Origin of the sequence: Streptomyces sp. NPDC057616, from assembly GCF_042800575.1 — a bacterium.
Lineage (GTDB): Bacteria > Actinomycetota > Actinomycetes > Streptomycetales > Streptomycetaceae > Streptomyces.
The window spans coordinates 1-21,640 of record NZ_JBHVGU010000059.1; the positions used below are offsets into that span (position 1 = coordinate 1).

Genomic DNA, 21,640 nt, shown 5'->3' on the forward strand with positions numbered 1-21,640 from the left:
AGCAGCGGCAGCGTCGGCGAGGCCGTCACGAACTCCCGCAGCGGATGCCGCGCCAGCACCGCATCCACCTCCGGCGTCAACGCCGCCGCCAGCCGGGTCGCGACCGGCAGCGAGTCGTCGCGCAGCGTTCTGACGGCGTCCAGCACGGCATTGCGCAAGGGACCCGCGGGAACCCCGGCGGCCAGCCGCTCGTGGAGGTCGCCGCCCTCCTCCAGCACCAGACCGGTGTCGATGCCGGCCGGGATCTTGATCCGGGCGGTGTGCCGCCAGGTGGCCACCGGGTCGCTCCAGGCCTCGACCCGGAACGTCCAGCGGCCCTCGGAGGTGGGCGTGACGTCGGCGCCCCAGCGGTCGGAGCCCGGTTCGAGCTCCCGCATCGGGGTCCACGGGCCGTGCCTGCCCTCGGGATCGGTCAGGACGACGTTGGCCGCGACCGCGTCATGGCCTTCCCGGAACACGGTCGCGGTGACCTGGAACGTCTCGCCCGCGACGGCCTTCGCCGGGTACCTGCCGCACTCCACCGCCGGGTGGACCTCCCGTACCGGGATACGGCCGATGGCCGGAATCGAACTCATGCGTCTCACCTCCACCGTGCTGGAAGACCGGGCCGTCGGCCCGGTCGGGGACAAACAGGGGGCCGGAGGGATCGCTTCCCCCCGGCCCGCGCCGGAAGGATCTCCCCGGCCTGCGCCGAACGGGGCACCTCTCTCCGGCCTGCGCCGAAGCGGTCACCTCTCCCCGGCGAGACGCCGATGCGCGCGCGGTGGTCCGCGCCGCTCCGCCGCGACCGTCCGGGGCCTGTCGTCCTGCTCCAGGAGGTAGGCGCCGAGGGTGGACCGCAGATAGCGCTCGGCGGCGTCCGCGGCCTCGCGCGCGCAGCGTTTGCCCATCAGCACGCAGAGGGTGTAGCCCGAGTCCTCGAAAGTGGCCCGCACCGTGCGGTCGGCGGGGGACGCGAGCATGACGCGTTCCCACGCCCGGTACCGCCGCAGTTGCCGGGCCACCTCGGCTTTTGCCGGTAGCAGCATGACGCCCTTCACTTTCCGGGGGCTCGATCGCACGTCTCCCGACCGTCGGGCGGCGGCCGTACGTGGGCACGCACGGATCCGTTACGGGCATCGAGGTCTTCACACATGGTGCACGGACGACGACTCAGCGTCTTGTTGGAGCTTCAACTACCCCTGACGGCGCGTGGATCACCAGTTGTGCGCTCGTGTTGCACGAATGGCGTAGCGCTCCCACGCTTGAGGTGACTCAGGAGCGATCACCGCTCACGCTGTGCATACGGGGCTCGTCCCGCCAGGGGCGAGGACAGGCGGGAGCTTCGCCGGTGAGGAGCCAACGACGATGAAGACCGCAGCACCCTGTTACTACCACCTCGACGTGGAGGTCAGTCCGGAACGGGTCGGACAGGTCCGGCGCATCCTGGCCGCCCACCTCCGGCTCTGGTATCTCGAGACACTCGTCGAGCCCGTCTGCAGCGCCACCGAGCTGCTGCTCAAGGCCATCGACGAGCACGCGACGGACAAGAACACCTCGATCGAGCTGTGGTGGAACGGGCAGCATCTGATCACCGCAGTGGGGGAGAACGACAGCGACCTGCGCCCCGACCAGGACCTGCGCAGCTGCCTCGAACGGATCGCCGCGATCAGCGACGGCTGGGGCTGCTGCGCCACGGACACCGGCAGCAAGGTCATCTGGTTCTCGCAGCGCGCCCGCGCCGGCGAACGCGTCCCCCTGGTCCCCGTGGCGCCCTGGCCGCGCCTGCGCGAGGTGCTCCAAGTACCGCGCGAAGCACAGGCCGCGGCACTGGCGGGTGAGGTACGCACGACGGACGGCCTGCTGGAGGACGCACGGTGACGGCGAAGCGACGCCGCATGGCAGGGGTGCCCGTCTGGAGCGGGCACCCCTACCCGTTGGGTGCCTCCTTCGACGGCAAGGGCACCAACTTCGCCCTCTTCAGCGAGGTCGCCGAACGTGTCGAGCTGGTCCTCGTCGACGACGACGGCCACCGGCGCACCGTACCGGTCACCGAGGTCGACGGCTTCGTCTGGCACTGCTTCCTGCCGGACGTACGGCCCGGGCAGCGTTACGGCTACCGGGTGCACGGGCCCTGGCATCCGGACCTCGGCCACCGCTGCAACCCGAAGAAGCTCCTGCTCGACCCGTACACCCGGGCGGTCGACGGGCAGGTGGACAACCACGCCTCGCTCTTCGAACGCTCGCCGAACGGCCCCTCCCGGTCCGACAGCGCCGGGCACACCATGCTCGGGGTGGTCACCGATCCCGCCTTCGACTGGGGGGACGACCGCCCGCCCAGGCGTGCGTACTCGGACAGCGTCATCTACGAGGCCCACGTACGGGGCCTGACCCGCACCCACCCCGACGTCCCGCCGCGGCTGCGCGGCACCTACGCCGGCCTCGCGCACCCCGCCGTCATCGAGCACCTGACCGGTCTCGGCGTGACGGCGGTGGAGCTGATGCCGGTGCACCAGTACGTGCAGGACGGCGTGCTGCAGGGCCGCGGTCTGTCCAACTACTGGGGCTACAACACCATCGGCTTCTTCGCCCCGCACAACGCCTACGCCGCACGCGGCACCCGCGGACGGCAGGTCACCGAGTTCAAGTCGATGGTGAAGGCGCTGCACGCGGCCGGGCTCGAGGTGATCCTCGACGTCGTCTACAACCACACGGCCGAGGGAAACGAGAAGGGCCCCACGCTCTCCTTCCGCGGCATCGACAACGCCTCGTACTACCGCCTGGTGGACGGCGACTGGCGCCATTACTACGACACCACCGGCACCGGCAACAGCCTGCTGATGCGGCACCCGTACGTGCTGCAGCTCATCATGGACTCGCTGCGGTACTGGGTCACCGAGATGCATGTCGACGGCTTCCGCTTCGACCTGGCGGCCACGCTGGCGCGGCAGTTCCACGAGGTGGACCGGCTCTCGGCGTTCTTCGACCTGATCCAGCAGGACCCGGTGATCAGCCGGGTCAAGCTGATCGCGGAGCCCTGGGACGTGGGGGAGGGCGGCTACCAGGTCGGCAACTTCCCGCAGCTGTGGTCGGAGTGGAACGGCAAGTACCGGGACGCCGTACGGGACTTCTGGCGGGGCGGCGAGCGCGCGCTGGGGGAGTTCGCCTCGCGGCTGACCGGTTCCGCGGACCTGTACCAGCACAGCCGGCGGCGCCCGCGCGCCAGCGTCAACTTCGTCACCGCGCACGACGGTTTCACGCTGCGCGACCTGGTGTCGTACAACGACAAGCACAACGAGGCCAACGGCGAGGGCAACCGGGACGGCGAGAGCCACAACCGGTCCTGGAACTGCGGCGCCGAGGGCGACAGCGACGACCCGGCCGTGCTGGAGCTGCGCGCCCGCCAGCAGCGCAACTTCCTGGCCACCCTCCTGCTGTCGCAGGGCATCCCGATGCTGAGCCACGGCGACGAGCTGGGCCGCACCCAGCGCGGCAACAACAACGCCTACTGCCAGGACAGCGAAGTCTCCTGGATCGACTGGCGGTTGACCGACGACCAGCGCGAACTCGCGGAGTTCGTGCGGTACGTCATCGGGCTGCGCGCCGCCCATCCGGTGCTGCGCCGCCGCCGCTTCTTCCGCGGCGACACCGCCACCCACGCGGACCAGCCGCTGCCCGACCTGGTGTGGCTGGCGCCGGGCGCGCGGGAGATGACGGAGGAGGAGTGGCACCGCGGGCACTCGGTCGCGGTCTTCCTCAACGGTGACGCGATCGCCGAACCGGACCCGTGCGGCCGTCCCGTGGTGGACGACTCGTTCCTGCTGCTGCTCAACAGCTACTGGGAACCGGTGGAGTTCCGGCTGCCGGACGTCACGTACGGCGAACGGTGGACGACCCTCATCGACACCGCCGTCCCGCAGGGCGGACCCGACGAGACGGAGCACAAGGCGGGCAGCGCGACGACCGTCGAGGCGCGCAGCCTGGTCCTGCTCACCCGCCCCTCCCGCACGGCCCGCTGAGCCCCGGCCGGCGGGGGCCGCCGGCGGTGCTCAGCGCTCGCGGCGGGACGTCACCGTGAACTGCGCACCGTCGGCGTCGCGCAGCACGGCCTCGTCGCTGCCCTTGGTCAGGACGCTGCCGCCGTGCAGTTCGGCGGCCCGCACACAGGCCGCCACGTCCCGCACCGCGAAGTGCACCTGCCAGTGGGGCCGGATGGTGGGGTCGGGGGCGGCGCCCAGCGCGCCGGACTCGATACGGGCCACCACGTCGCCCTGGCTGCGCAGCACCACCTCGCCGCCCTCGTACTGGACCTCGCAGGCGCCGGGCCGCCCCGTCGCCCAGTCCAGCACCTCGCCGTAGAAGATCGCCGCGTCGAAGGCGTCGCGCGTGTGCAGGCGGATGAAGGCCGGTGCCGCCTGGCGCCACTTCTCCCAGTCGGAGACCAGCGATCCCTCCCAGATCCCGAAGGTCGCCCCGTCGCGGTCGGCCAGCAGCGCCGCACGCCCGGGCGGGAAGGAGATCGGCCCGACCGCGGCCGTGCCGCCGCGCTCCTGCGCGCGTGACACGGCCTCGTCCGCGCTGGGCACGGCGAAGTACGGGGTCCACGCCACGGCCATCTGCCACATCCCCGCGACGGCCGCGATGCCCGCCACGGGCACTCCGTCCGCCAGCGCCATCCGGAAGCGGTCGCCGAGCTGCGCCGGGCGCCACTCCCAGCCCAGCACGGCGCTGTAGAAGCTCTCCGTCGCGTCGACGTCGCGGCTGGTCAGACTCACCCAGCAGGGCGCCCCGAACACGGAGTGCGAGGAGACGATGCGGGATGTCGCGCGAGGGCGTGAGGAGTCGTCGTTCATGGCAGTCACGTCCAGGTCCGTTCCACCGGCGGCCACCGGTCCCGTACCAGTGTCCAACCGGAACCCCTCGGGGTGCCTGTCGAGTACCCCGCGGATACGGCCGAAACGGGGGCCCGCAGGCCGTGCGTGCCCAGTGGCAGGGGGCCGGGCGAGTGCCAGTATGGAATGCGTGGCACAGGTACCCCACGAACCCGCGGACGAGACAGATCGCATCTTCGAACTGCAGGAAGAAGTCGACCAGCTGAAGGAAGCCGTCGCCTCGCACGCCGTCGTGGACCAGGCGATCGGGATGGTGGTCGCGCTGGGCCGGGTGACCCCGGATCTGGGATGGCTGGTGCTCAAGGACGTCTCCCAGCACACGAACGTCAAGCTGCGCAACGTCGCGGAACTGGTCGTCATCTGGGGACGCTCGGGGGAGATGCCCGCGGAGATACGGGCCGAACTCGAGGACGCCCTGGACCGCTACGGCCCCACGCAGCTGCCCGAGGTCCCGCCGGACGGGTGAGGCGACGGGGCCGCGCGGAGCCGTACGGCGCCACCGTTCAGCCGGTCTCGGCGAGCAGCTCCTCCCGGAGGTGGGCGAAGCAGCCGCTGAGCAGCCGGGAGACGTGCATCTGCGAGATGCCGAGCTGCTGTGCGATCCGGTTCTGCGTCATGCCGCGGAAGAACCGCAGATAGAGGATGGTTCGCTCGCGCTCCGGGAGCGCCGCGATGCAGGGTCCGACCGCGACGCGGTCGACGACGACGTCGAAGGCGGGATCCGGGGCGCCGATCGCGTCCGTCAGTGCGTAGCCGTCGGAGCCGGGCAACTCGGCGTCGAGGGACAGCGCCGAGAAGCACTCCAGCGCCTCCATGCCCGCGCGCACCTCGCTCTCGCTCAGCTGCGCGTGCCGGGCGATCTCCGCGACGGTGGGCCGGCGCCCCGGCGTCGTCTGGGCGAGCTCCTTGGCGGACTGCCTGACCCTGTTGCGCAGGTCCTGGACCCGGCGCGGCACGTGCAGCGTCCACATGTGGTCGCGGAAGTGCCGCTTGATCTCGCCGGTGACGGTCGGCACCGCGTACGCCTCGAAGGCGTGGCCGCGGGCCGGGTCGTAGTGGTCGACGGCCTTGACCAGGCCGAGTGCCGCCACCTGGTAGAGGTCCTCGAGGGATTCTCCGCGCCCCTTGAAGCGGACGGCGATGCGCTCCGACATGGGGAGCCAGGCCCGGACCAGTTCGTCGCGCAGCCGGCGGCGCTGCGGGCCGTCGGGCATCCGCGCCAGCCGCTGGAAGGCCTCGGCGCTGTCGGGGGCGTCGTCGTGCGGGTGGGGCTTGGTTCTGCCGCTGGTGACACGCATGATGCGCACCTCCGTGGGGGGCGGTGCTGAGGGGACAGTCACCATGGGAGGCGCGGACCCGGACCAGTGCAGAGGCCGTCCGGGAGCCGACCGGCTCCCATGGACGTGCCTCCTGTTCCGAAGCACTGAGGGTCACGTGCCCGGAGTCGGCACTTCCGAAACAAAACGGACATCAGAACCTTCGGCGTCGGCCGTTTGACCGTCCCTTGGGTTCATTACCTCTGCTACAGAGGTAATCTCGGGGGGTGGAACCGGACACCTTCCCTGACGAGCTGATCGACGCCCTCGTCGGCGTCCACCGGCGCCTGAGGCGTCGACTGCGCCCCCAGATCACCCCGCAGCTGCGCGGGGCCGAGGTCGAACTGCTGCGCCTGGTCGTGGGCCGCCCCGGCATCGGCATCTCCGAGGCCGCCAAGGAGCTGCACCTGGCCGGGAACTCGGTCTCGACCCTGGTGAACGCCTTGTCCCGGCAGGGCTATCTGCTCCGTGAGACCGACCCGGCGGACCGGCGGGCCGCCCGCCTGATGCCGACTCCCGCCGCCGGGGCCAGGCTCGCGGAGTGGCGCAGGCGGCGCTCCGAGCTCGTCCGGAGCGGGCTGTCCCGGCTCGACGAGAAGGACCGGCAGGCGCTCGCCGCGGCGATCCCGGCCCTGCGCATGCTGGCCGACCATCTGCACGAGGAAGCCGAGGAGTCATGACGAGCGACGCCGACACCGCCCGGGCCGAGGCCGTCACCTGCACCGGACTGTCCTACGTCTTCGGCGAGACCAAGGCCGTCGACGGACTCGACCTGTCGGTCGGCCAGGGCGAGGTCTTCGGGCTGCTCGGCCCGAACGGCGCCGGGAAGACGACCGCCATCCGCTGCATCACCACGCTGCTGCCGGTCCCCGCCGGGATGGTCCGGGTCTTCGGGCACGACGCGGCCAAGGACCGGATGGCCGTGCGCCGCCTGCTGGGCTACGTCCCGCAGCAGCTCTCCGCCGACGCCGGCCTCACCGGCTGTGAGAACGTCGCCCTGTTCGCCCGCGTCTTCGACGTCTCCCGCGGCGAAAGGGCCGAACGGGTGAGCCAGGCCCTGGCCGCCGTCGACCTCATCGACGCCGCCGACCGCCTCGCCAAGACCTACTCCGGCGGCATGATCCGCCGCCTCGAACTCGCCCAGGCCCTGGTCAGCGCGCCCCGGCTGCTCATCCTCGACGAGCCGACCATCGGACTCGACCCGATCGCCCGCACCGGCGTGTGGGACCAGATCAACGCCGTACGTGCGGCCACCGGCATGACCGTGCTGGTCACCACCCACTACATGGACGAGGCCGACCAGTACTGCGACCGGGTCGGCCTCATGCACCGCGGCCGCATCCGCGCCCTCGGCACCCCCGCCGAACTCCGGCAGGGGCTGGGCGAGCGCCGGCGTGCCGAGGGCGCGCCGGACAGTGCCCCGCTGCCCACGCTGGAGGACGTCTTCCGTGACGTCGCCGGCAGCGGTCTCGACGACAAGGCAGGAGATTTCCGCGATGTCCGAAGCACCCGCCGTACTGCCCACCGCGTCGGCTGAGCGCGCGAGCGGCATCGATCTGCTGCTGCGGCCGCCCCGGCCCCGCGCCGGCTGGCGGCTGCTGCCCGCGCGCGTGGGGGCGATGTGCGCCGTCGAACTGCAGAAGCTGCGCCACGACCGCACCGAGCTCTACACCCGCGCGATCCAGCCCGCCCTGTGGCTGCTGATCTTCGGTCAGACCTTCACCCGGATACGGGCGATACCCACCGGGGGCATCCCCTACATCGACTACATGGCACCCGGCATCATCGCCCAGTCCGCGATGTTCATCGCCATCTTCTACGGCATCCAGATCATCTGGGAGCGCGACGCCGGCATCCTCAACAAGCTGCTGGTCACGCCGACCCCACGCTCGGCCCTGATCACCGGCAAGGCGTTCGCGGCCGGTCTGAAGTCGCTGATCCAGGCCCTCGTCGTCGTGGTCATCGCCGCCCTGCTCGGTGTCGCGCTGACCTGGAACCCGCTGAAACTGCTCGGGGTCGGGGCGATCGTGATCCTCGGCTCCGCGTTCTTCTCCTGCCTGTCGATGTCCATCGCCGGCGTCGTCCTCAGCCGCGACCGGCTCATGGGCATCGGCCAGGCCATCACCATGCCGCTGTTCTTCGGCTCCAACGCCCTGTACCCGGTCTCCGTCATGCCCGGCTGGCTCCAGGCGGTCAGCAAGGTCAACCCGCTCAGCTACGAGGTCGACGCCCTGCGCGGCCTGCTGATCGGCGCGCACACGCACCTGGCGCTCGACTTCGGGGTGCTCCTCGTGGCCGCCGCGGTAGGCATCACGGCCGCCTCCTCGCTCCTCGGCCGGCTGGCCCGCTGATCATGCCCGCGGAACGTGATGTGCCACACGCGGCCGAACACCCTCGTGTGGCTTGTTCCGACCGTTGTTCCTGGGCACGGCTTGATCAGTGATCAAAGCGCGTGAATGCGCTGGCCACAGCGCATTCTGCTCATTTGACAGTGCACAGAGCGCCCAGATAGGTAGGACTCTCTGAGGTCGAAGAGGTGGACTGTGTACGAGCCGAACGTGGTCGGGGACTGGCAGGAATACGACGAGCATGCCGGTCTGCGTGTCCGCGTCCACCGGCTGGAAGCCGCCGAGCCGCCGCGCGGACGGGACGACGCCGCCGAGGGGCTCACGTACTTCAGCGTCCGCGTGACCGTCGAGAACCGCGGCGACCGGCACTCCACCATCCACCTGGAGGACGGTCAGATCGACGTCCGGATCGGCCCCGACGGCGAGGCCGCGTTCATCGACTGGCGCAACTCGCAGTTCATCGAGGGCTTCGACGTCTACCCGCTGCGCCGGGCCACCGCCGTGCTCTACGCGGCCGGTCCGGAGGCCTCGCTCGGCCAGGTCGACGTCCAGGTCCAGCTGCGCGCCGACGACGAGTGGGCCGACCGCCGGCTGTGGGCGGGCGGCATCGGCCTGCACGAGGAGGCCGTCGGCGCCCACCCGGGCTGCGTGAGCGACCGACTGGCCCATCAGGTCAGCAAGTTCCTGCGGGATCAGGCGGAGGAAGGCACCGCCTGATCCGCGTTCCCCGCGCCGCGGGCGGCGTCCTCAGTGCGGGATGCCGTCGATGATCTCCCGGGCGCCCTGACGCAGCAGCGCCACGGCGACCGACGTCCCCAGCGTGGCCGGGTCCAGCCGGCCGGCCCACTCGTGGGCGTTCAGCCGCGTCTTGCCGTCCGGCGTGAAGACACAGGCCCGCAGGGACAGTTCACCGCCGTGGTCCACGCGCGCGTACCCGGCGATCGGGCTGTTGCAGTGCCCCTGCAGCACGTGCAGGAACATGCGCTCGGCGGTGGCCTCCCGGTGCGTGTCCGGGTCGCCGAGGCCGCTGACCGCGTCGATGAGCGCGGTGTCGCCCTCGCGGCACTGCAGGGCGAGGATGCCCGCGCCGATCGGCGGCATCATCGCCTCGGGGGAGAGGATCTCGGTGATCACGTCCTCGCGCCCGATGCGCTCGAGGCCCGAGACCGCGAGCAGCAGCGCGTCCGCCTCGCCCGCCGCCAGCTTCTCCAGCCGCCGGTTGGCGTTCCCGCGAAACGGCACGCACTCCAGATGCGGGTGGGTGGCCGCGAGCTGGGCGATGCGGCGCACCGAGGAGGTGCCGAGCCGGGTGCCGTCCGGGAGTTCGTCCAGGGTGAGGCCGCCCGGATGGATCAGGGCGTCACGGATGTCGTCCCGCTTCAGGAACGCGGCGAACGTCGTGCCCGCGGGGAGCGGCCGGTCGGCGGGCACGTCCTTCACGCAGTGCACCGCGAGGTCGGCCTCGCCCGACAGCAGCGCGGCGTCGACCTCCTTGGTGAACGCCCCCTTGCCCTCGACCTGGGACAGCGCGCCCATCCACTTGTCGCCGGTCGTCTTCACCGGCACCACCTCGGTGCGCACACCGGGATGCAGGGCCGCCAGCTCGCCTCGGACACGCTCCACTTGGGCGAGCGCCATGGGCGAGTCGCGGGAGACGATACGGATCAGTTCTGGGACGGACATGCGGACACGATAGTCCTCCGGGAGGGCTCGTCCGTGCCGTACCGCCCCATCGGGATCCGATTCACGCCCGGTTGAGGCTCAGGCGTGCGGGGTAGGGGTAGAGGTCCTCCCGCCAGCCCGGCGCCGTTTCGTCCAGTTCCGCGGCGTCGGCCGGTGTGCGCAGCAGGCAGCGGTGGCGCAGCAGTTCACGCTGCTCCCCGGGTGTGAGCCGCCGGTAGGTGAGCCCGTCCAGATCGTCGCGGTAGCCGTGTGCGCACGCGTTGAGCTCGTAGCCGGTCCCGGTGCACAGGTCCACCCGGAAGTCCGTGCGCCACTGCGAGTTGTGGCCCCAGCCCTTGGACTGGTCGTCCGTGGGCCGGTGCCGGCGCCGGTGGGTCCAGTACAGCGGGGACCGGTCGGCCACGCCCCGCTCGGCGTGCCGGACGCCCGCCCGCACCCGCACCCCTGCGCGGCCGAACAGCATGTTCCCCAGCGCCAGGCCGGGCCAGACGACATCCGTGACCTGGATCGGCTCGTCCGGCTCCGGCGACTGCTCGACCTCCACGATCTCGTGCCAGAAGGGGTCGAAGGCGCCGGCCCGTTCGAACGGCGTCATGCCCAGGCGGCAGAAGAGCTCCAGGTACTGAGCGGCCGTCAGCGCCGGCGACCAGGGCTCGTCCGGGTCGCCGGGCGGCTGGAAGGCGAGCAGGAGGGCATCGCTGACGCGGCTCAGGGCGTACAGCTCCCAGAGCAGTTCCTGGCCTCGCTCGTCCGGCCCGTCGACGGCCCAGCGCTCCAGGCGGCCCACGCCCTCGACGAGTTGCGTGCGGTACTCGCCCGCCGCCCGGCCGAGCCACGGCACCACGACCGTGCCGTACACGTCCGGACCGGTGTGGTCCCGCAGCCGCTCGTAGAGCTGCCGCGCGTCGACCCGGTCCTCTTGCTCCTCCATGCGTGGACGGTAGAGGGGAACTGCCCTCCGGTTCCACGGGATTACCGCGGTTGCGCGACAGCGCGCGACATCCGGGTCTCCGGCCAGGTCAGCACCGCGAGCGCGCCCAGGGTGAGCAGTCCGCCGACGAGGAACGCGCCGCGCACGCCGACGAGCGGCAGCACGCTCCCGCCGAGGAGGGCGCCGGCGGCGACGCCCACGTTGAAAGCGGCTCCGTTGGCCGCGAGGGCCGACTCCGTACGGCCGGGCGCGACCCGGAGCACCTGGCTCTGTGTCGCCATGAACACCGGAGCGACCGAGGCACCGAGCAGCATGAGCAGCGCTACGGTCGCCACCTGGCTGCGCGCGCCCGCGTACAGGCCGAGCAGGGCGATCGCCTGCGTGACCACGGGGACCGTGAGGGTGGCGCGCGGGAAGCGGTCCAGGAGGGGGCCGGTGAGCGCGATGCCGGCCAGCGCGGCCACACCGAACGCGAACAGCACGCCGCCGACCGCGTCCTCACCGAACCCGCCGACGTCCTCCAGCAGGACGGCGACGTACGTGTATCCCGCGAACACCCCGGTCACCGACAGGGCGGTGGTCGCCACGACGACCCGGAACCGGCGGCGGTCCGGCTCGGCGCCGTACGCCGCGTGGCTCTCCTGCGGGCGGGAGGTCGGCAGGGCCGCGGCGATCACGGCGAGGGAGACGAGCGCGAGCGCGCCGAGCACCGCGAAGGGCGCCTGCCAGCCGCCGCGGCCGCCCAGCCAGGTCCCGGCCGGGACGCCCAGCACCGTGGCCAGGGAACCGCCGATGGACAGCAACCCCATGACGCGGCCGCGCCGTTCGGGCGGGAACAGCCCGACCGCGACCGGCCCCATCAGCACCCAGAACGACGCCTGCGCGACTGCGGTGACCAGCCGCGCCGCCAGCAGCGTCCCGTACGAGACGCTGTGCAGCGCCGACACCCAACTGGCCGCGGCCAGCAGGCCCAGCAGCAGGGCGAGCAGATACCGGCGCGGCACCGAGCGGGTCAGGCGGGCGGCCGGCAGCGACACCACGGCCACGGTGAGGCCGTACCCGGTGACCAGCGCGCCCACGGCGCCGAGCGGCACCCGCAGGCCGGCCGCCATGAGCGAGAGCAGGCCCAGCGGGAGGTTCTCCGCGGTGTTGAAGGTGAACGCCGCCAGCATCAGTGCCGCGACGACGGCGCCCCTGCGCCAGGCGGCCGGACGTACGCTGCCCATCCAGGGATCCTCCGGGGTGTCGGGGACGGTGCCGCTCGCGGTGCCGCCGACGGGGAACGGCCGTGCCGGCGCCGGGGCCAGCGTGCTGGGGCGGGGACGGAGCTTCTACTGTTTCGATCCACGCCGAATCGGATCCGGCTCAGGAGGCCGACTTGCCGCTGACCCTGCATCTCGGCGCCGACGACCTGACGCGCTGCCGGTTCGCGATCTCGCCGCTGTGCCAGACCCACGAGGCGCTGCGCATGCTGCGCCGCCCCACCCGGCACGGCTACCACCGCGCCTGGCTGCGCCGGCTCCGCCGTACGCTCGCCGGGCTCGACCTCTCGCCCCTGTGGCTGTTCGTGCCGCACGTCGGCGGCTACACCCCGGACTTCCTCGGCCCGCCGCCCGACGAGCCGTACCCCGCCATCGAGGACGAACTGGCCCGGATGCGCGCCACCGACCCTGACCTGGCCCGCCTGGAGATGGCCCGGTCGCTCGCGTGCACACCCGGCCTGGCCGAGTCGCCGCAGGGCCGCGCCGCCCTCGACGACCCCGCCGGGACGGTCCGCCGCCTGGCCGACCTCACCGAACTGGCCTGGCACGCCCTCCTGGCGCCGGACTGGCCGCGCCACCGCGCCGTCCTGGCGGCGGACATCGCCCATCGCTCGCGTCTGGGGGCCGACGGCGGCCTCGACGCACTGCTCACCGGCCTGCACCCGCGCATCGAGTGGGCCGGCCACCGCCTCACCGTGCGCGGACACGGCGACCACGCGGAGATGCAGCGCCCCGACGGGCGCGGCATCCTCCTCATGCCCAGCGTGTTCGTGTGGCCGGACGTGATCAGCGGCTTCGCCCGCCCCTGGCAGCCGACGGTCATCTACCCCGCCCGCGGCATGGGCCGTCTCCACACCGCACCCGCACCGCACCCGCCCGAGGCCCTCGCCCGCCTCCTGGGACACCAGCGCGCCGCCCTGCTGACCGGCTTGGCCGTCCCGGCCTCCACGACGGAACTCGCCGCCCGGCACGGCCTGGCCCCGTCCACGGTGTCGGCCCACCTGACCGCCCTGCGCGGGGCGGGACTGCTCGACGCCCGGCGCCAGGGCTACTTCGTGCTGTACGAGCGGACGGCGCTGGGGGAGGGGCTGGTGGCGGGAGGGTAGCCGGGAACGAGGAGGTGTGGGAGGCGCCGACAGGGGAACCCGCCCGGCCGTTTCGCCGAACCAGGGGTGGGAGTTGCACATGCGTGAGCAGGAATCCGGACACGGCGCCTCTGTGATGTGGCGGTACGTGACCCCGTGGCCGGCGGCGGTGCGGTCCGTGATGGTGGGCGCGGCCGTCGTGGTCGTCGTGGCCGCGCTGTGGGCGACGGCCGTGGGCCGCTGAACGGGCGCACCGTCCGCGCGCGGCACATGACAGGTGGGAGATCGGGTACTCGGTGCCGGTTCCGCCTGGGACGCTTCGACGTTTCCGGGCCTGTTCGACCCACGGAATGGATCCACCGTGACTGAGTACTTCCCCAACGGTTCCGCCTCCGCCGTCCAGCTGGCCCTGCGGGCCGTGGTCGCGGGCGAGGCGGACCAGACGGAGCTCGACACCCTCGCGGGCAGCGAGGTGCTGATCCCCAGCGGCAGCCCCATCGGCGAGCAGACCCCGGGGACGGTGACCCTGCCCGTCTACGAGCAGCAGGACGGCACCGAGCTGGTCCCGGTCTTCACCTCGGAGGCCCGCATGCAGCACGCGTTCCCGAAGGTCACGGAACACCGTCAGGTCCAGCTCGGCGTACTCGCCCACCGCTGGCCCTCCGAGGAGCTGGCCCTGGTCATCGACGCGGGGACGCCGGAGGAACTGGCTCTGACCGCCCAGGGCGTCAGGGACCTGCTGGACCGCGAGGAGGACTGAACCCCAAGGAGGTCGAGCCATGACCGACAGCGGCTCCGGCGACGCGCTCCGCGCCCGCCCGGACACGGGGCACGGCAACCAGTTGTACGGGCCGCAACCGGACGTGGCCGGAGCCGCCGGCTATCCGGACAGCCCGCCCCGCACGGGTTTCTTCACCGACACCTCCGTGTGCATCGGCTGCAAGGCGTGCGAGGTGGCCTGCAAGGAGTGGAACGCCGTTCCCGAGGACGGCCTGCAGCTGACCGGCATGTCCTACGACAACACACAGGGCCTCGGCGCCGACACCTGGCGCCATGTGGCCTTCATCGAGCAGCGCAAGCCGCTGGGCGGCCAGGAGCCGGGCGTCTCCCATGAGGGCGTCGACGTCTTCGACGCGGCCCGGCAGCTGGGCACCGGCCCCGCCTCGCCCGGCCCCGGCGCCACGGCTCCCGCACCGGACGCGGCGCCGGCGGGCGCACCGGCCGGGGAGATCTCACCGGTCGCCCCCGACGGCCGCACCGAACTGCGCTGGCTGATGGCCTCCGACGTGTGCAAGCACTGCACGCACGCCGCCTGCCTCGACGTGTGCCCCACCGGCGCGCTGTTCCGCACCGAGTTCGGCACGGTCGTCGTCCAGGAGGACATCTGCAACGGCTGCGGCTACTGCGTGCCCGCCTGCCCGTACGGCGTCATCGACCAGCGCAAGGAGGACGGCCGGGTCTGGAAGTGCACCCTCTGCTACGACCGCCTCGGCGCCGGCTTGGAACCGGCCTGCGCGAAGGCGTGCCCGACCGAATCCATCCGGTTCGGCCCCCTGGACGAGCTGCGGGAGCGGGCGTCGGCACGCGTGGCCCAGCTGCACGCGTCCGGCGTCCCCGACGCGCGCCTGTACGGCGAGGACCCCGGCGACGGGGTCGGCGGCGACGGCGCGTTCTTCCTGCTCCTGGACGAGCCCGAGGTCTACGGCCTGCCGCCCGACCCGGTCGTCACCACGCGCGACCTGCCGGACATGTGGCGGCACGCGGCGCTCGCCGCCGCCTCGCTCGCCGCCCTGGCCGTCACCAGCTTCGTCAAGGGCGCCGCCAGGAGGCCGCGATGACCGGATCCGACGTGACACGTGAGGGCGTCCAGAGCGCTCGGCCCGGACGGGACCCGACGACGGGGGAGGGCACGGGGCGCCGCCGGCGGCGCCGTGGCCGCGGCGAGCGGTCCATGGTGCCGGACGCGGAGTTCTCCTCGTACTACGGCAAACCGGTGCTGAAGAAACCGACCTGGAAGGCCCTCGACATCGCGGGCTACCTGTATCTCGGCGGGCTCGCGGGCGGCTCCTCGCTGCTCGCCGCCGGCGCGCACGTCACCGGACGGCCGGCGATGGCGAGGGCTGCCAAGATCGGGGCGACGGGCGCCATCTCGCTGTCACTGGCGGCCCTCGTGCACGACCTGGGCCGGCCGGGCCGCTTTCTGAACATGCTGCGCGTGTTCAAGCCGACCTCGCCGATGAGCCTGGGCTCCTGGCTGCTGTCGGCCTACGCCCCCGCGACCATGGCCGCCGTGGCCAGTGACGTCACCGGCCGCTACCGCCTCGTGGGCTCGGCCGCGACCGCGGCGGCGGCCGCTCTCGGCACCTCGGTCGTGACGTACACCGCCGTCCTGATCGCGGACACCGCGGTGCCGTCCTGGCACGAGGGCTACCGGGAGCTGCCGTTCGTCTTCGCCGGCTCCGGCGCCACCGCGGCGGCCGGACTGGCGCTGGCGGCGGCGCCGGTCGACGAGACGGGGCCCGCCCGCCGCATGGCCGCCCTGGGCGCCGTCCTCGAACTCGGCGCGTTCCGGACGATGAAGCGGCGGATGGGGCTGCCGGCCGAGCCGTTCGAGCAGGGGCGGCCGCGGCTGCTGCTGCGTACCGCGGAAGTCCTCACGGCGGGTGGCGCGGCCCTCGCGGTCCTGGCCGGCCGCCGGAGCGACCGCGTTCTCGCCGCGGTGGCCGGAGCGGCCCTGATGACCGGCTCGGCGGCCCTGCGGTTCGGGGTGTTCCACGCGGGCGTCGCGTCCGCCGAGGACCCGAAGTACACCGTCGTGCCGCAGCGCGAGCGGCTGGCGGCGTCCGGGAGCGACGAGCGGATCAGCGAGCCAGGTCGGCCACACTCGCCACGGTGACGTCCGCCGGGCGCATCGTCGACGGATAGGGTGCGGGTTCCCGGCGCACCCAGGCCGTGGCGAGGCCGGCCCTGGAGGCGCCGTCGATGTCCCAGGGGTGGACGGCGACCAGCATCACCTGCGCGGCGGGCACGCCCGCCGTCCGCACGGCGTGCGCGTAGGCGGCGGGCGACGGCTTCCAGGCGCCCGGCTCCTGCACGTCCAGCAGCGCCTCGAAGCAGTCCGCGAGCCCGGCGCGGTCGAGCACGGCACGCGTGGTCGCCGCCGAGCCGTTGGTGAGGGTGAGCAGGCGGCGCCCGGCCGCGTGCAGCCCTCGTACACCTTCGGCGACGTCCGGATGCACGGGCAGTTCGGGCAACGCGTCCAGCACGTGCGCCACGGCCCGCTCCGGATCGGCCGACGGCGCCTGCCGCGCGAGCAGCGTCCGCAGCACGTCCCCGGCGACGTCCGCGAACGTCGCCCGACCACCGGCCAGGGTGAGCGCCACACCGTCGCGCAGCACGCCCGCGAACCAGGCGGGCAGCATCTGCCCCGGCAGCCCGACGTCCGCCAGACGGCCGGCGAGCGGCGACATGTCGGTCAGCGTCTCGTTGACGTCGAAGACGAGCACGTCCGGGACACGGTCACGGGTCACGGGGATCACCTGCTCCGTTTCGGTGCATGCGGGACGGGTACTCCGCGTACTGCTCGGCGGGCATCCCGTCGGCCGTGAGGGAACCGTACCGGAGGACTGAACCATGGGCGTCCGCACCTGGATCGACTCCTGGCCGGTCTACCGCCAGCTCAAGGGCACGGACCCGCTGGGCCGCGGCGCCGCGGCGAAGAGCGGGCGCAGCGAGCGCCTGACGCCCCGCGTGGCGCGCGCGGACCGCGTGGTGAAGTCGATCTGCCCGTACTGCGCGGTGGGCTGCGGGCAGAACGTGTACGTCGAGGACGGCAAGGTCACCCAGATCGAGGGCGACCCCGACTCCCCGATCTCGCGCGGCCGCCTGTGCCCCAAGGGCTCGGCCAGTCTCCAGCTGACCACGGGCGACGCCCGAGAACACCAGGTCCTGTACCGCCGCCCGCACGGCACCGAGTGGGAGCGCCTGGACCTCGGCACGGCGATGGACATGATCGCCGACCGGGTCGTCGCGTCCCGGCGGGCGGGCTGGCAGTGGGAGGTCGACGGCACCCGCACCCGGCGCACCATGGGCTTCGCGAGCCTGGGCGGTGCCACGCTCGACAACGAAGAGAACTACCTGATCAAGAAGTTGTTCACCGCGCTCGGGGCGATCCAGATCGAGAACCAGGCGCGTGTTTGACACTCCTCCACCGTTCCCAGTCTGGGAACCTCGTTCGGACGCGGCGGCGCGACCACCTTCCAGCAGGACCTGCAGAACTCCGACTGCATCGTCATCCAGGGCTCGAACATGGCCGAGTGCCATCCGGTCGGGTTCCAGTGGGTGATGGAGGCCAAGGCCCGGGGCGCGAAGGTGATCCACGTCGATCCGCGCTTCACCCGCACCAGCGCGCTGGCCGACCTGCACGTGCCGCTGCGCGCGGGCTCCGACATCGCCTTCCTGGGCGGGATCATCAACCACGTTCTGGAGAACGGCAGTTACTTCCGGGACTACGTGGTGGCGTACACGAACGCGTCCGTGATCCTGCGCGAGGACTTCCGTGACACCGAGGACCTGGAAGGCCTCTTCTCCGGTTTCGATCCCGACAACCGCCGCTACGACAACAGCAGTTGGCAGTACGAGGGCATGGAGATGCAGGCCGCCTCCGGCGAGCGCGACCTCGAGTACGACGAGCGCACGGGCGACGGCGGCTCGGTGACGGAGGCCGCGCGCGGCGAGGCCCACGGCTCCGGCGGCGCGGACATCGGCGAGGGGGAGCCCGAACGGGACGAGACGCTCAGCCACCCGCACTGCGTCTTCCAGGTCCTCAAGCGGCACTACGCCCGCTACACCCCCGAGCTGGTCGAGGAGGTCTGCGGGGTGCCGCGGGACCTGTTCCGCCAGGTGTGCGAGCTGGTGTCGGACAACTCCGGCCGCGACCGCACGACGGCCTTCGCCTACGCGGTCGGCTGGACCCAGCACACGGTCGGCGTGCAGTACATCCGCTCGGCCGCCGTGCTGCAGACCCTGCTCGGCAACATGGGCCGGCCGGGCGGCGGTATCCTCGCCCTGCGCGGCCACGCCTCCATCCAGGGCTCGACGGACATCCCCACCCTGTTCAACCTGCTGCCCGGCTACATCCCCATGCCGCACGCCCACAAGAACGAGGACCTGGACGCGTTCGTCCAGGCGGAGGCGGCCCGCAAGGGCTACTGGGGCAACATGCGCGCCTACCTGGTCAGCCTGCTCAAGGCGTACTGGGGCGAGGCCGCCACCGCCGACAACGACTTCCGCTTCGACTACCTGCCGCGCCTGACCGGCTCACACTCCGCCTACGAGACCGCCATGGCCCAGATCGAGGGTGTCTGCAAGGGCTACTTCGTGTTCGGTGAGAACCCGGCGGTCGGCAACGCCAACGCCAAGCTGATGCGCCTGGGCATGGCCAACCTGGACTGGCTCGTCGTACGGGACTTCTCCCTGATCGAGTCGGCCACCTGGTGGCAGGACGGCCCGGAGATCGAGACGGGCGAGATGCGCACCGAGGACATCGGCACCGAGGTGTTCTTCCTGCCGGCCGCGGCGCACACCGAGAAGGACGGCAGCTTCACCAACACCCAGCGGCTGCTCCAGTGGCACCACCAGGCCGTGCCGCCGCCGGGGGAGTCCCGCAGCGACCTGTGGTTCACCTACCACCTCGGACGGATCATCCGCGAGAAGCTGGCCGGCTCCACCGACGCCATGGACGCGCCGCTGCTCGACCTGACCTGGGACTACCCGGTCAGGGGCGAGCTGGCCGAACCCGACGCGGAGGCCGTGCTCGCCGAGATCAACGGCCACGACGCCGCGGGCGAACCCCTGTCCTCCTACGAGGAGTTGAAGGACGACGGCTCCACCGCCTGCGGCTGCTGGATCTACTGCGGGGTCTACGCCGGCGGCGTCAACCAGGCGGCCCGCCGCACGCCCGGCAAGGAGCAGAACTGGGTGGCGAAGGACTGGGCCTGGGCCTGGCCGGCCAATCGGCGCATCCTCTACAACCGTGCCTCCGCCGACCCCGACGGCAGACCATGGAGCGAGCGCAAGGCCCTGGTGTGGTGGGACGAGGACGAGGAGAAGTGGGTCGGCCACGACGTCCCCGACTTCAAGCCGACCAAGTCCCCGCACTACGAGCCGCCGCCGGACGCGACGGCCGGGGAGGCCCTGTCCGGCCAGGACCCGTTCATCATGCAGGCCGACGGCAAGGCATGGCTGTACGTGCCCTCCGGGATCACCGACGGCCCGCTGCCGGCGCACTACGAACCGCAGGACTCGCCGTTCCCCAACCTGGTCTACCGTCAACAGCGTAATCCGGTACGGCAGTTGCTCCCGCCGCACCCCGACAACCGCTACCAGCCCAGCGGCACCGAACCGGGCTCGCAGGTGTTCCCGTACGTGGCGACCACCTACCGCCTCACCGAGCACCACACGGCCGGCGGCATGTCGCGCTGGCTGCCGTATCTCGCGGAACTGCAACCGGAGTTCTTCTGCGAGGTCTCGCCCGAACTGGCGGCGGAGCGCGGTCTGGAGCACATCGGCTGGGCGACGATCGTCAGCGCGCGCGGCGTGGTGGAGGCACGGGTCCTGGTCACCGACCGGATGGCCCCACTGACCGTGCAGGGGCGCCGGCTGCACCAGGTCGGGCTGCCCTACCACTGGGGCCCGAACGGCTACAGCACGGGCGACGCGGCCAACGAACTGCTGCACCTCTCCCTCGACCCCAACACGCACATCCAGGAGAGCAAGGCCTTCGCCGTGGACATCCGGCCCGGCCGGCGCCCACGCGGCGAGGCGTCGCTCCGCCTCGTGCGCGAGTACCGGGCACGGGCGGGCATCGACGAGCACACGGGCACGGAGCCCTGATCGCGGCGGCCCGGTTCAGCGGGCGCCGCGCTCACCTCAGCACGATCGAGTGGGCTCCGCCCGGCACGAGTTCACCGATCACCGGCGCCCCCGGGACCTCCCCGGCCACCAGCAGTCCGCCGGAGGTCTGTGCGTCGGCGAGCAGCAGCCGCGTATCGGCGTCCGTGTCCCCGAAGTCGGTGTACGGCGCGACCCACTCCAGGTTGCGCCGAGTGCCACCGCTGACATACCCGTCGCGTACGGCCTCCCGTGCGCCGTCCAGATACGGCACGGCGGCCGTGTCCAGCACCGCCGTCACGCCCGAGGCGCGCGCCAGCTTGTGCAGATGCCCGAGAAGGCCGAAGCCGGTGACGTCGGTGGCGCAGGTCGCCCCCGCGGCCAGGGCCGCGGCGGACGCGTCGCGGTTCAGCGCCGTCATCGTGGCGATCGCCTGCTCGAACCGCTCGCCGGTGGCCTTGTGCCGGTTGTTGAGCACGCCCAGCCCCAGCGGCTTGGTCAGGGACAGCGGCAGGCCGGCGCGTCCGGTGTCGTTGCGCAGCAGCCGCGCCGGATCGGCGACCCCGGTGACCGCCATCCCGTACTTGGGCTCGGGGTCGTCGACGCTGTGCCCGCCGCCGATGTGGCAGCCCGCCGCCGTGGCGACGTCGAGGCCGCCGCGCAGCACCTCGCGGGCGAGGTCGAACGGCAGCCGGTCGCGGGGCCAGGCCAGGAGGTTGACGGCGACGAGCGGCCGCCCGCCCATCGCGTACACGTCGGACAGCGCGTTGGCCGCGGCGATACGGCCCCAGTCGTACGGATCGTCGACGACGGGTGTGAAGAAGTCGGCGGTGGTCACCACTGCCGCGCCCTCCTGCCCGGGCAGCGTGACCACGGCCGCGTCGTCACCGGTGGCGAGCCCGACCAGCAGCGGGCTGTCCGCGCCGGGGAGCGAGGGAGCCGTGAGACCGCCGACGACCTCCTCCAGCTCTCCCGGCGGGATCTTGCACGCGCACCCACCGCCGTGCGCGAACTGGGTCAGCCGTACGGCCTCTTGGCGGATCGTCGGTGTCACATCGATCTCCCGGGGAACTAGCCTTGCGGTCGGTGGAGGCGTGTGGGTGCCTGGTGGCCCTCCCGGTCTTCAAAACCGAGGTGCCCGAGGATCTCGGGCAGGCGGGTTCGATTCCCGTCCGCCTCCGCTCCCCGGCCCTTGGGCGCAGCGCCGCAGCCGGTCGTCCACGCGCTCCGTGTATCCCCGCGCGTCCAGACGC

General features: G+C 72.4%; 22 protein-coding genes and 1 tRNA gene. 14 read left to right on the forward strand and 9 right to left on the reverse strand.

Translation table 11 applies throughout. The annotated features are described in order from the left end of the window. Positions 1–575 (reverse strand): maltotransferase domain-containing protein (locus ACFU97_RS42705; protein WP_384267788.1); only part of this gene is annotated, 575 nt, incomplete at its 3' end. Between the two features lie 153 nt (positions 576–728). Continuing rightward, positions 729–1,028 (reverse strand): DUF5133 domain-containing protein, encoded by a 300-nt coding sequence (locus ACFU97_RS42710; RefSeq protein ID WP_384267792.1) that lies wholly within the window; start codon positions 1,026–1,028, stop codon positions 729–731. 319 nt (positions 1,029–1,347) lie between these two features. On the opposite strand from ACFU97_RS42710, the gene ACFU97_RS42715 reads away from it, so the two are divergent. Beyond that, complete coding sequence (locus ACFU97_RS42715) at positions 1,348–1,860, forward strand: pep a2 (protein WP_384267795.1); 513 nt, start codon at positions 1,348–1,350, stop codon at positions 1,858–1,860. 17 nt (positions 1,861–1,877) lie between these two features. Further along, positions 1,878–3,998, forward strand: coding sequence for a glycogen debranching protein GlgX (glgX, locus tag ACFU97_RS42720; RefSeq protein ID WP_384267896.1), 2,121 nt, complete (start codon positions 1,878–1,880; stop codon positions 3,996–3,998). Positions 3,999–4,028: 30 nt separating this feature from the next. Here glgX and ACFU97_RS42725 read toward each other — a convergent pair whose 3' ends face one another. Continuing rightward, positions 4,029–4,832, reverse strand: a complete 804-nt coding sequence (locus ACFU97_RS42725; RefSeq protein WP_384267898.1) for a VOC family protein — start codon at positions 4,830–4,832, stop codon at positions 4,029–4,031. Positions 4,833–5,001: 169 nt separating this feature from the next. Here ACFU97_RS42725 and ACFU97_RS42730 point away from each other — a divergent pair, with 169 nt between their 5' ends. Next, positions 5,002–5,337: an ANTAR domain-containing protein gene (locus ACFU97_RS42730; RefSeq protein WP_384267798.1), complete on the forward strand. Its 336-nt coding sequence runs from the start codon at positions 5,002–5,004 to the stop codon at positions 5,335–5,337. Between the two features lie 37 nt (positions 5,338–5,374). Here the strand turns inward: ACFU97_RS42730 and ACFU97_RS42735 are convergent, their stop codons facing one another. Further along, positions 5,375–6,169: a SigB/SigF/SigG family RNA polymerase sigma factor gene (locus ACFU97_RS42735; RefSeq protein WP_384267801.1), complete on the reverse strand. Its 795-nt coding sequence runs from the start codon at positions 6,167–6,169 to the stop codon at positions 5,375–5,377. A gap of 245 nt (positions 6,170–6,414) precedes the next feature. Between ACFU97_RS42735 and ACFU97_RS42740 the strand changes: the two genes are divergently transcribed. From ACFU97_RS42740 to ACFU97_RS42755, 4 genes are all read left to right on the forward strand, one after another. Beyond that, positions 6,415–6,867, forward strand: a complete 453-nt coding sequence (locus tag ACFU97_RS42740) for a MarR family winged helix-turn-helix transcriptional regulator (protein ID WP_384267804.1) — start codon at positions 6,415–6,417, stop codon at positions 6,865–6,867. Further along, positions 6,864–7,724, forward strand: a complete 861-nt coding sequence (locus ACFU97_RS42745; RefSeq protein ID WP_384267807.1) for an ABC transporter ATP-binding protein — start codon at positions 6,864–6,866, stop codon at positions 7,722–7,724. Before ACFU97_RS42740 ends, ACFU97_RS42745 begins: the two co-directional genes overlap by 4 nt. After that, a complete protein-coding gene (locus tag ACFU97_RS42750; RefSeq protein WP_384267810.1) occupies positions 7,684–8,538 on the forward strand; it encodes an ABC transporter permease in 855 nt (284 codons plus the stop codon). The genes ACFU97_RS42745 and ACFU97_RS42750 overlap by 41 nt, the downstream gene beginning before the upstream one ends. Positions 8,539–8,730: 192 nt before the next feature. Further along, complete coding sequence (locus ACFU97_RS42755; protein WP_384267812.1) at positions 8,731–9,252, forward strand: hypothetical protein; 522 nt, start codon at positions 8,731–8,733, stop codon at positions 9,250–9,252. Between the two features lie 30 nt (positions 9,253–9,282). Here the strand turns inward: ACFU97_RS42755 and hemC are convergent, their stop codons facing one another. The 3 genes from hemC to ACFU97_RS42770 all read right to left on the reverse strand — a co-directional run bounded on the left by hemC (position 9,283) and on the right by ACFU97_RS42770 (position 12,375). Then, complete coding sequence (gene hemC, locus ACFU97_RS42760) at positions 9,283–10,218, reverse strand: hydroxymethylbilane synthase (RefSeq protein ID WP_384267815.1); 936 nt, start codon at positions 10,216–10,218, stop codon at positions 9,283–9,285. 61 nt (positions 10,219–10,279) lie between these two features. Beyond that, the gene (locus ACFU97_RS42765; RefSeq protein ID WP_384267818.1) at positions 10,280–11,149 is read right to left on the reverse strand and encodes a hypothetical protein; all 870 of its coding nucleotides are present in this window, start codon (positions 11,147–11,149) and stop codon (positions 10,280–10,282) included. A 41-nt stretch (positions 11,150–11,190) separates the two neighbouring features. Continuing rightward, positions 11,191–12,375 carry an MFS transporter gene (locus ACFU97_RS42770; RefSeq protein WP_384267821.1) on the reverse strand — a complete coding sequence of 395 codons (1,185 nt, stop codon included), beginning with the start codon at positions 12,373–12,375 and terminating at the stop codon, positions 11,191–11,193. A gap of 152 nt (positions 12,376–12,527) precedes the next feature. Between ACFU97_RS42770 and ACFU97_RS42775 the strand changes: the two genes are divergently transcribed. From ACFU97_RS42775 to nrfD, 5 genes are all read left to right on the forward strand, one after another. Beyond that, positions 12,528–13,517, forward strand: a complete 990-nt coding sequence (locus ACFU97_RS42775) for a DUF5937 family protein (RefSeq protein ID WP_384267824.1) — start codon at positions 12,528–12,530, stop codon at positions 13,515–13,517. A 79-nt stretch (positions 13,518–13,596) separates the two neighbouring features. Further along, positions 13,597–13,740, forward strand: a complete 144-nt coding sequence (locus tag ACFU97_RS42780; RefSeq protein ID WP_384267827.1) for a hypothetical protein — start codon at positions 13,597–13,599, stop codon at positions 13,738–13,740. Between the two features lie 117 nt (positions 13,741–13,857). After that, positions 13,858–14,256, forward strand: a complete 399-nt coding sequence (locus ACFU97_RS42785; protein ID WP_384267830.1) for an SseB family protein — start codon at positions 13,858–13,860, stop codon at positions 14,254–14,256. A 19-nt stretch (positions 14,257–14,275) separates the two neighbouring features. After that, positions 14,276–15,334 (forward strand): 4Fe-4S dicluster domain-containing protein, encoded by a 1,059-nt coding sequence (locus ACFU97_RS42790; protein ID WP_384267832.1) that lies wholly within the window; start codon positions 14,276–14,278, stop codon positions 15,332–15,334. Further along, entirely contained in the window at positions 15,331–16,392 is a 1,062-nt protein-coding gene (gene nrfD, locus ACFU97_RS42795) for an NrfD/PsrC family molybdoenzyme membrane anchor subunit (RefSeq protein ID WP_384267835.1), read from the forward strand. The genes ACFU97_RS42790 and nrfD overlap by 4 nt, the downstream gene beginning before the upstream one ends. On the opposite strand, the gene ACFU97_RS42800 is transcribed toward nrfD, so the two are convergent. Continuing rightward, a complete protein-coding gene (locus ACFU97_RS42800; RefSeq protein WP_384267838.1) occupies positions 16,358–17,026 on the reverse strand; it encodes a haloacid dehalogenase type II in 669 nt (222 codons plus the stop codon). The two genes, nrfD and ACFU97_RS42800, sit on opposite strands and share 35 nt — an antisense overlap. Before the next feature lie 103 nt (positions 17,027–17,129). On the opposite strand from ACFU97_RS42800, the gene fdh reads away from it, so the two are divergent. Then, positions 17,130–20,390 carry a formate dehydrogenase gene (gene fdh, locus ACFU97_RS42805; RefSeq protein ID WP_384267840.1) on the forward strand — a complete coding sequence of 1,087 codons (3,261 nt, stop codon included), beginning with the start codon at positions 17,130–17,132 and terminating at the stop codon, positions 20,388–20,390. A 31-nt stretch (positions 20,391–20,421) separates the two neighbouring features. On the opposite strand, the gene selD is transcribed toward fdh, so the two are convergent. Then, entirely contained in the window at positions 20,422–21,429 is a 1,008-nt protein-coding gene (gene selD, locus ACFU97_RS42810) for a selenide, water dikinase SelD (protein WP_384267900.1), read from the reverse strand. Between the two features lie 46 nt (positions 21,430–21,475). Between selD and ACFU97_RS42815 the strand changes: the two genes are divergently transcribed. Beyond that, positions 21,476–21,568 (forward strand) — tRNA-Sec (locus ACFU97_RS42815). Positions 21,569–21,640: the final 72 nt, after the last annotated feature.

Excerpts from the sequence above, each read along its gene's own strand:
- ACFU97_RS42735 (WP_384267801.1), bottom strand. The coding sequence starts at position 6,169 with ATGCGTGTCACCAGCGGCAGAACCAAGCCCCACCCGCACGACGACGCC.
- ACFU97_RS42750 (WP_384267810.1), top strand. The coding sequence starts at position 7,684 with ATGTCCGAAGCACCCGCCGTACTGCCCACCGCGTCGGCTGAGCGCGCG.
- hemC (WP_384267815.1), bottom strand. The coding sequence starts at position 10,218 with ATGTCCGTCCCAGAACTGATCCGTATCGTCTCCCGCGACTCGCCCATG.
- glgX (WP_384267896.1), top strand. The coding sequence starts at position 1,878 with ATGGCAGGGGTGCCCGTCTGGAGCGGGCACCCCTACCCGTTGGGTGCC.
- ACFU97_RS42725 (WP_384267898.1), bottom strand. The coding sequence starts at position 4,832 with ATGAACGACGACTCCTCACGCCCTCGCGCGACATCCCGCATCGTCTCC.
- ACFU97_RS42715 (WP_384267795.1), top strand. The coding sequence starts at position 1,348 with ATGAAGACCGCAGCACCCTGTTACTACCACCTCGACGTGGAGGTCAGT.
- ACFU97_RS42780 (WP_384267827.1), top strand. The coding sequence starts at position 13,597 with ATGCGTGAGCAGGAATCCGGACACGGCGCCTCTGTGATGTGGCGGTAC.
- ACFU97_RS42745 (WP_384267807.1), top strand. The coding sequence starts at position 6,864 with ATGACGAGCGACGCCGACACCGCCCGGGCCGAGGCCGTCACCTGCACC.
- ACFU97_RS42765 (WP_384267818.1), bottom strand. The coding sequence starts at position 11,149 with ATGGAGGAGCAAGAGGACCGGGTCGACGCGCGGCAGCTCTACGAGCGG.
- ACFU97_RS42710 (WP_384267792.1), bottom strand. The coding sequence starts at position 1,028 with ATGCTGCTACCGGCAAAAGCCGAGGTGGCCCGGCAACTGCGGCGGTAC.
- nrfD (WP_384267835.1), top strand. The coding sequence starts at position 15,331 with ATGACCGGATCCGACGTGACACGTGAGGGCGTCCAGAGCGCTCGGCCC.
- ACFU97_RS42770 (WP_384267821.1), bottom strand. The coding sequence starts at position 12,375 with ATGGGCAGCGTACGTCCGGCCGCCTGGCGCAGGGGCGCCGTCGTCGCG.
- ACFU97_RS42790 (WP_384267832.1), top strand. The coding sequence starts at position 14,276 with ATGACCGACAGCGGCTCCGGCGACGCGCTCCGCGCCCGCCCGGACACG.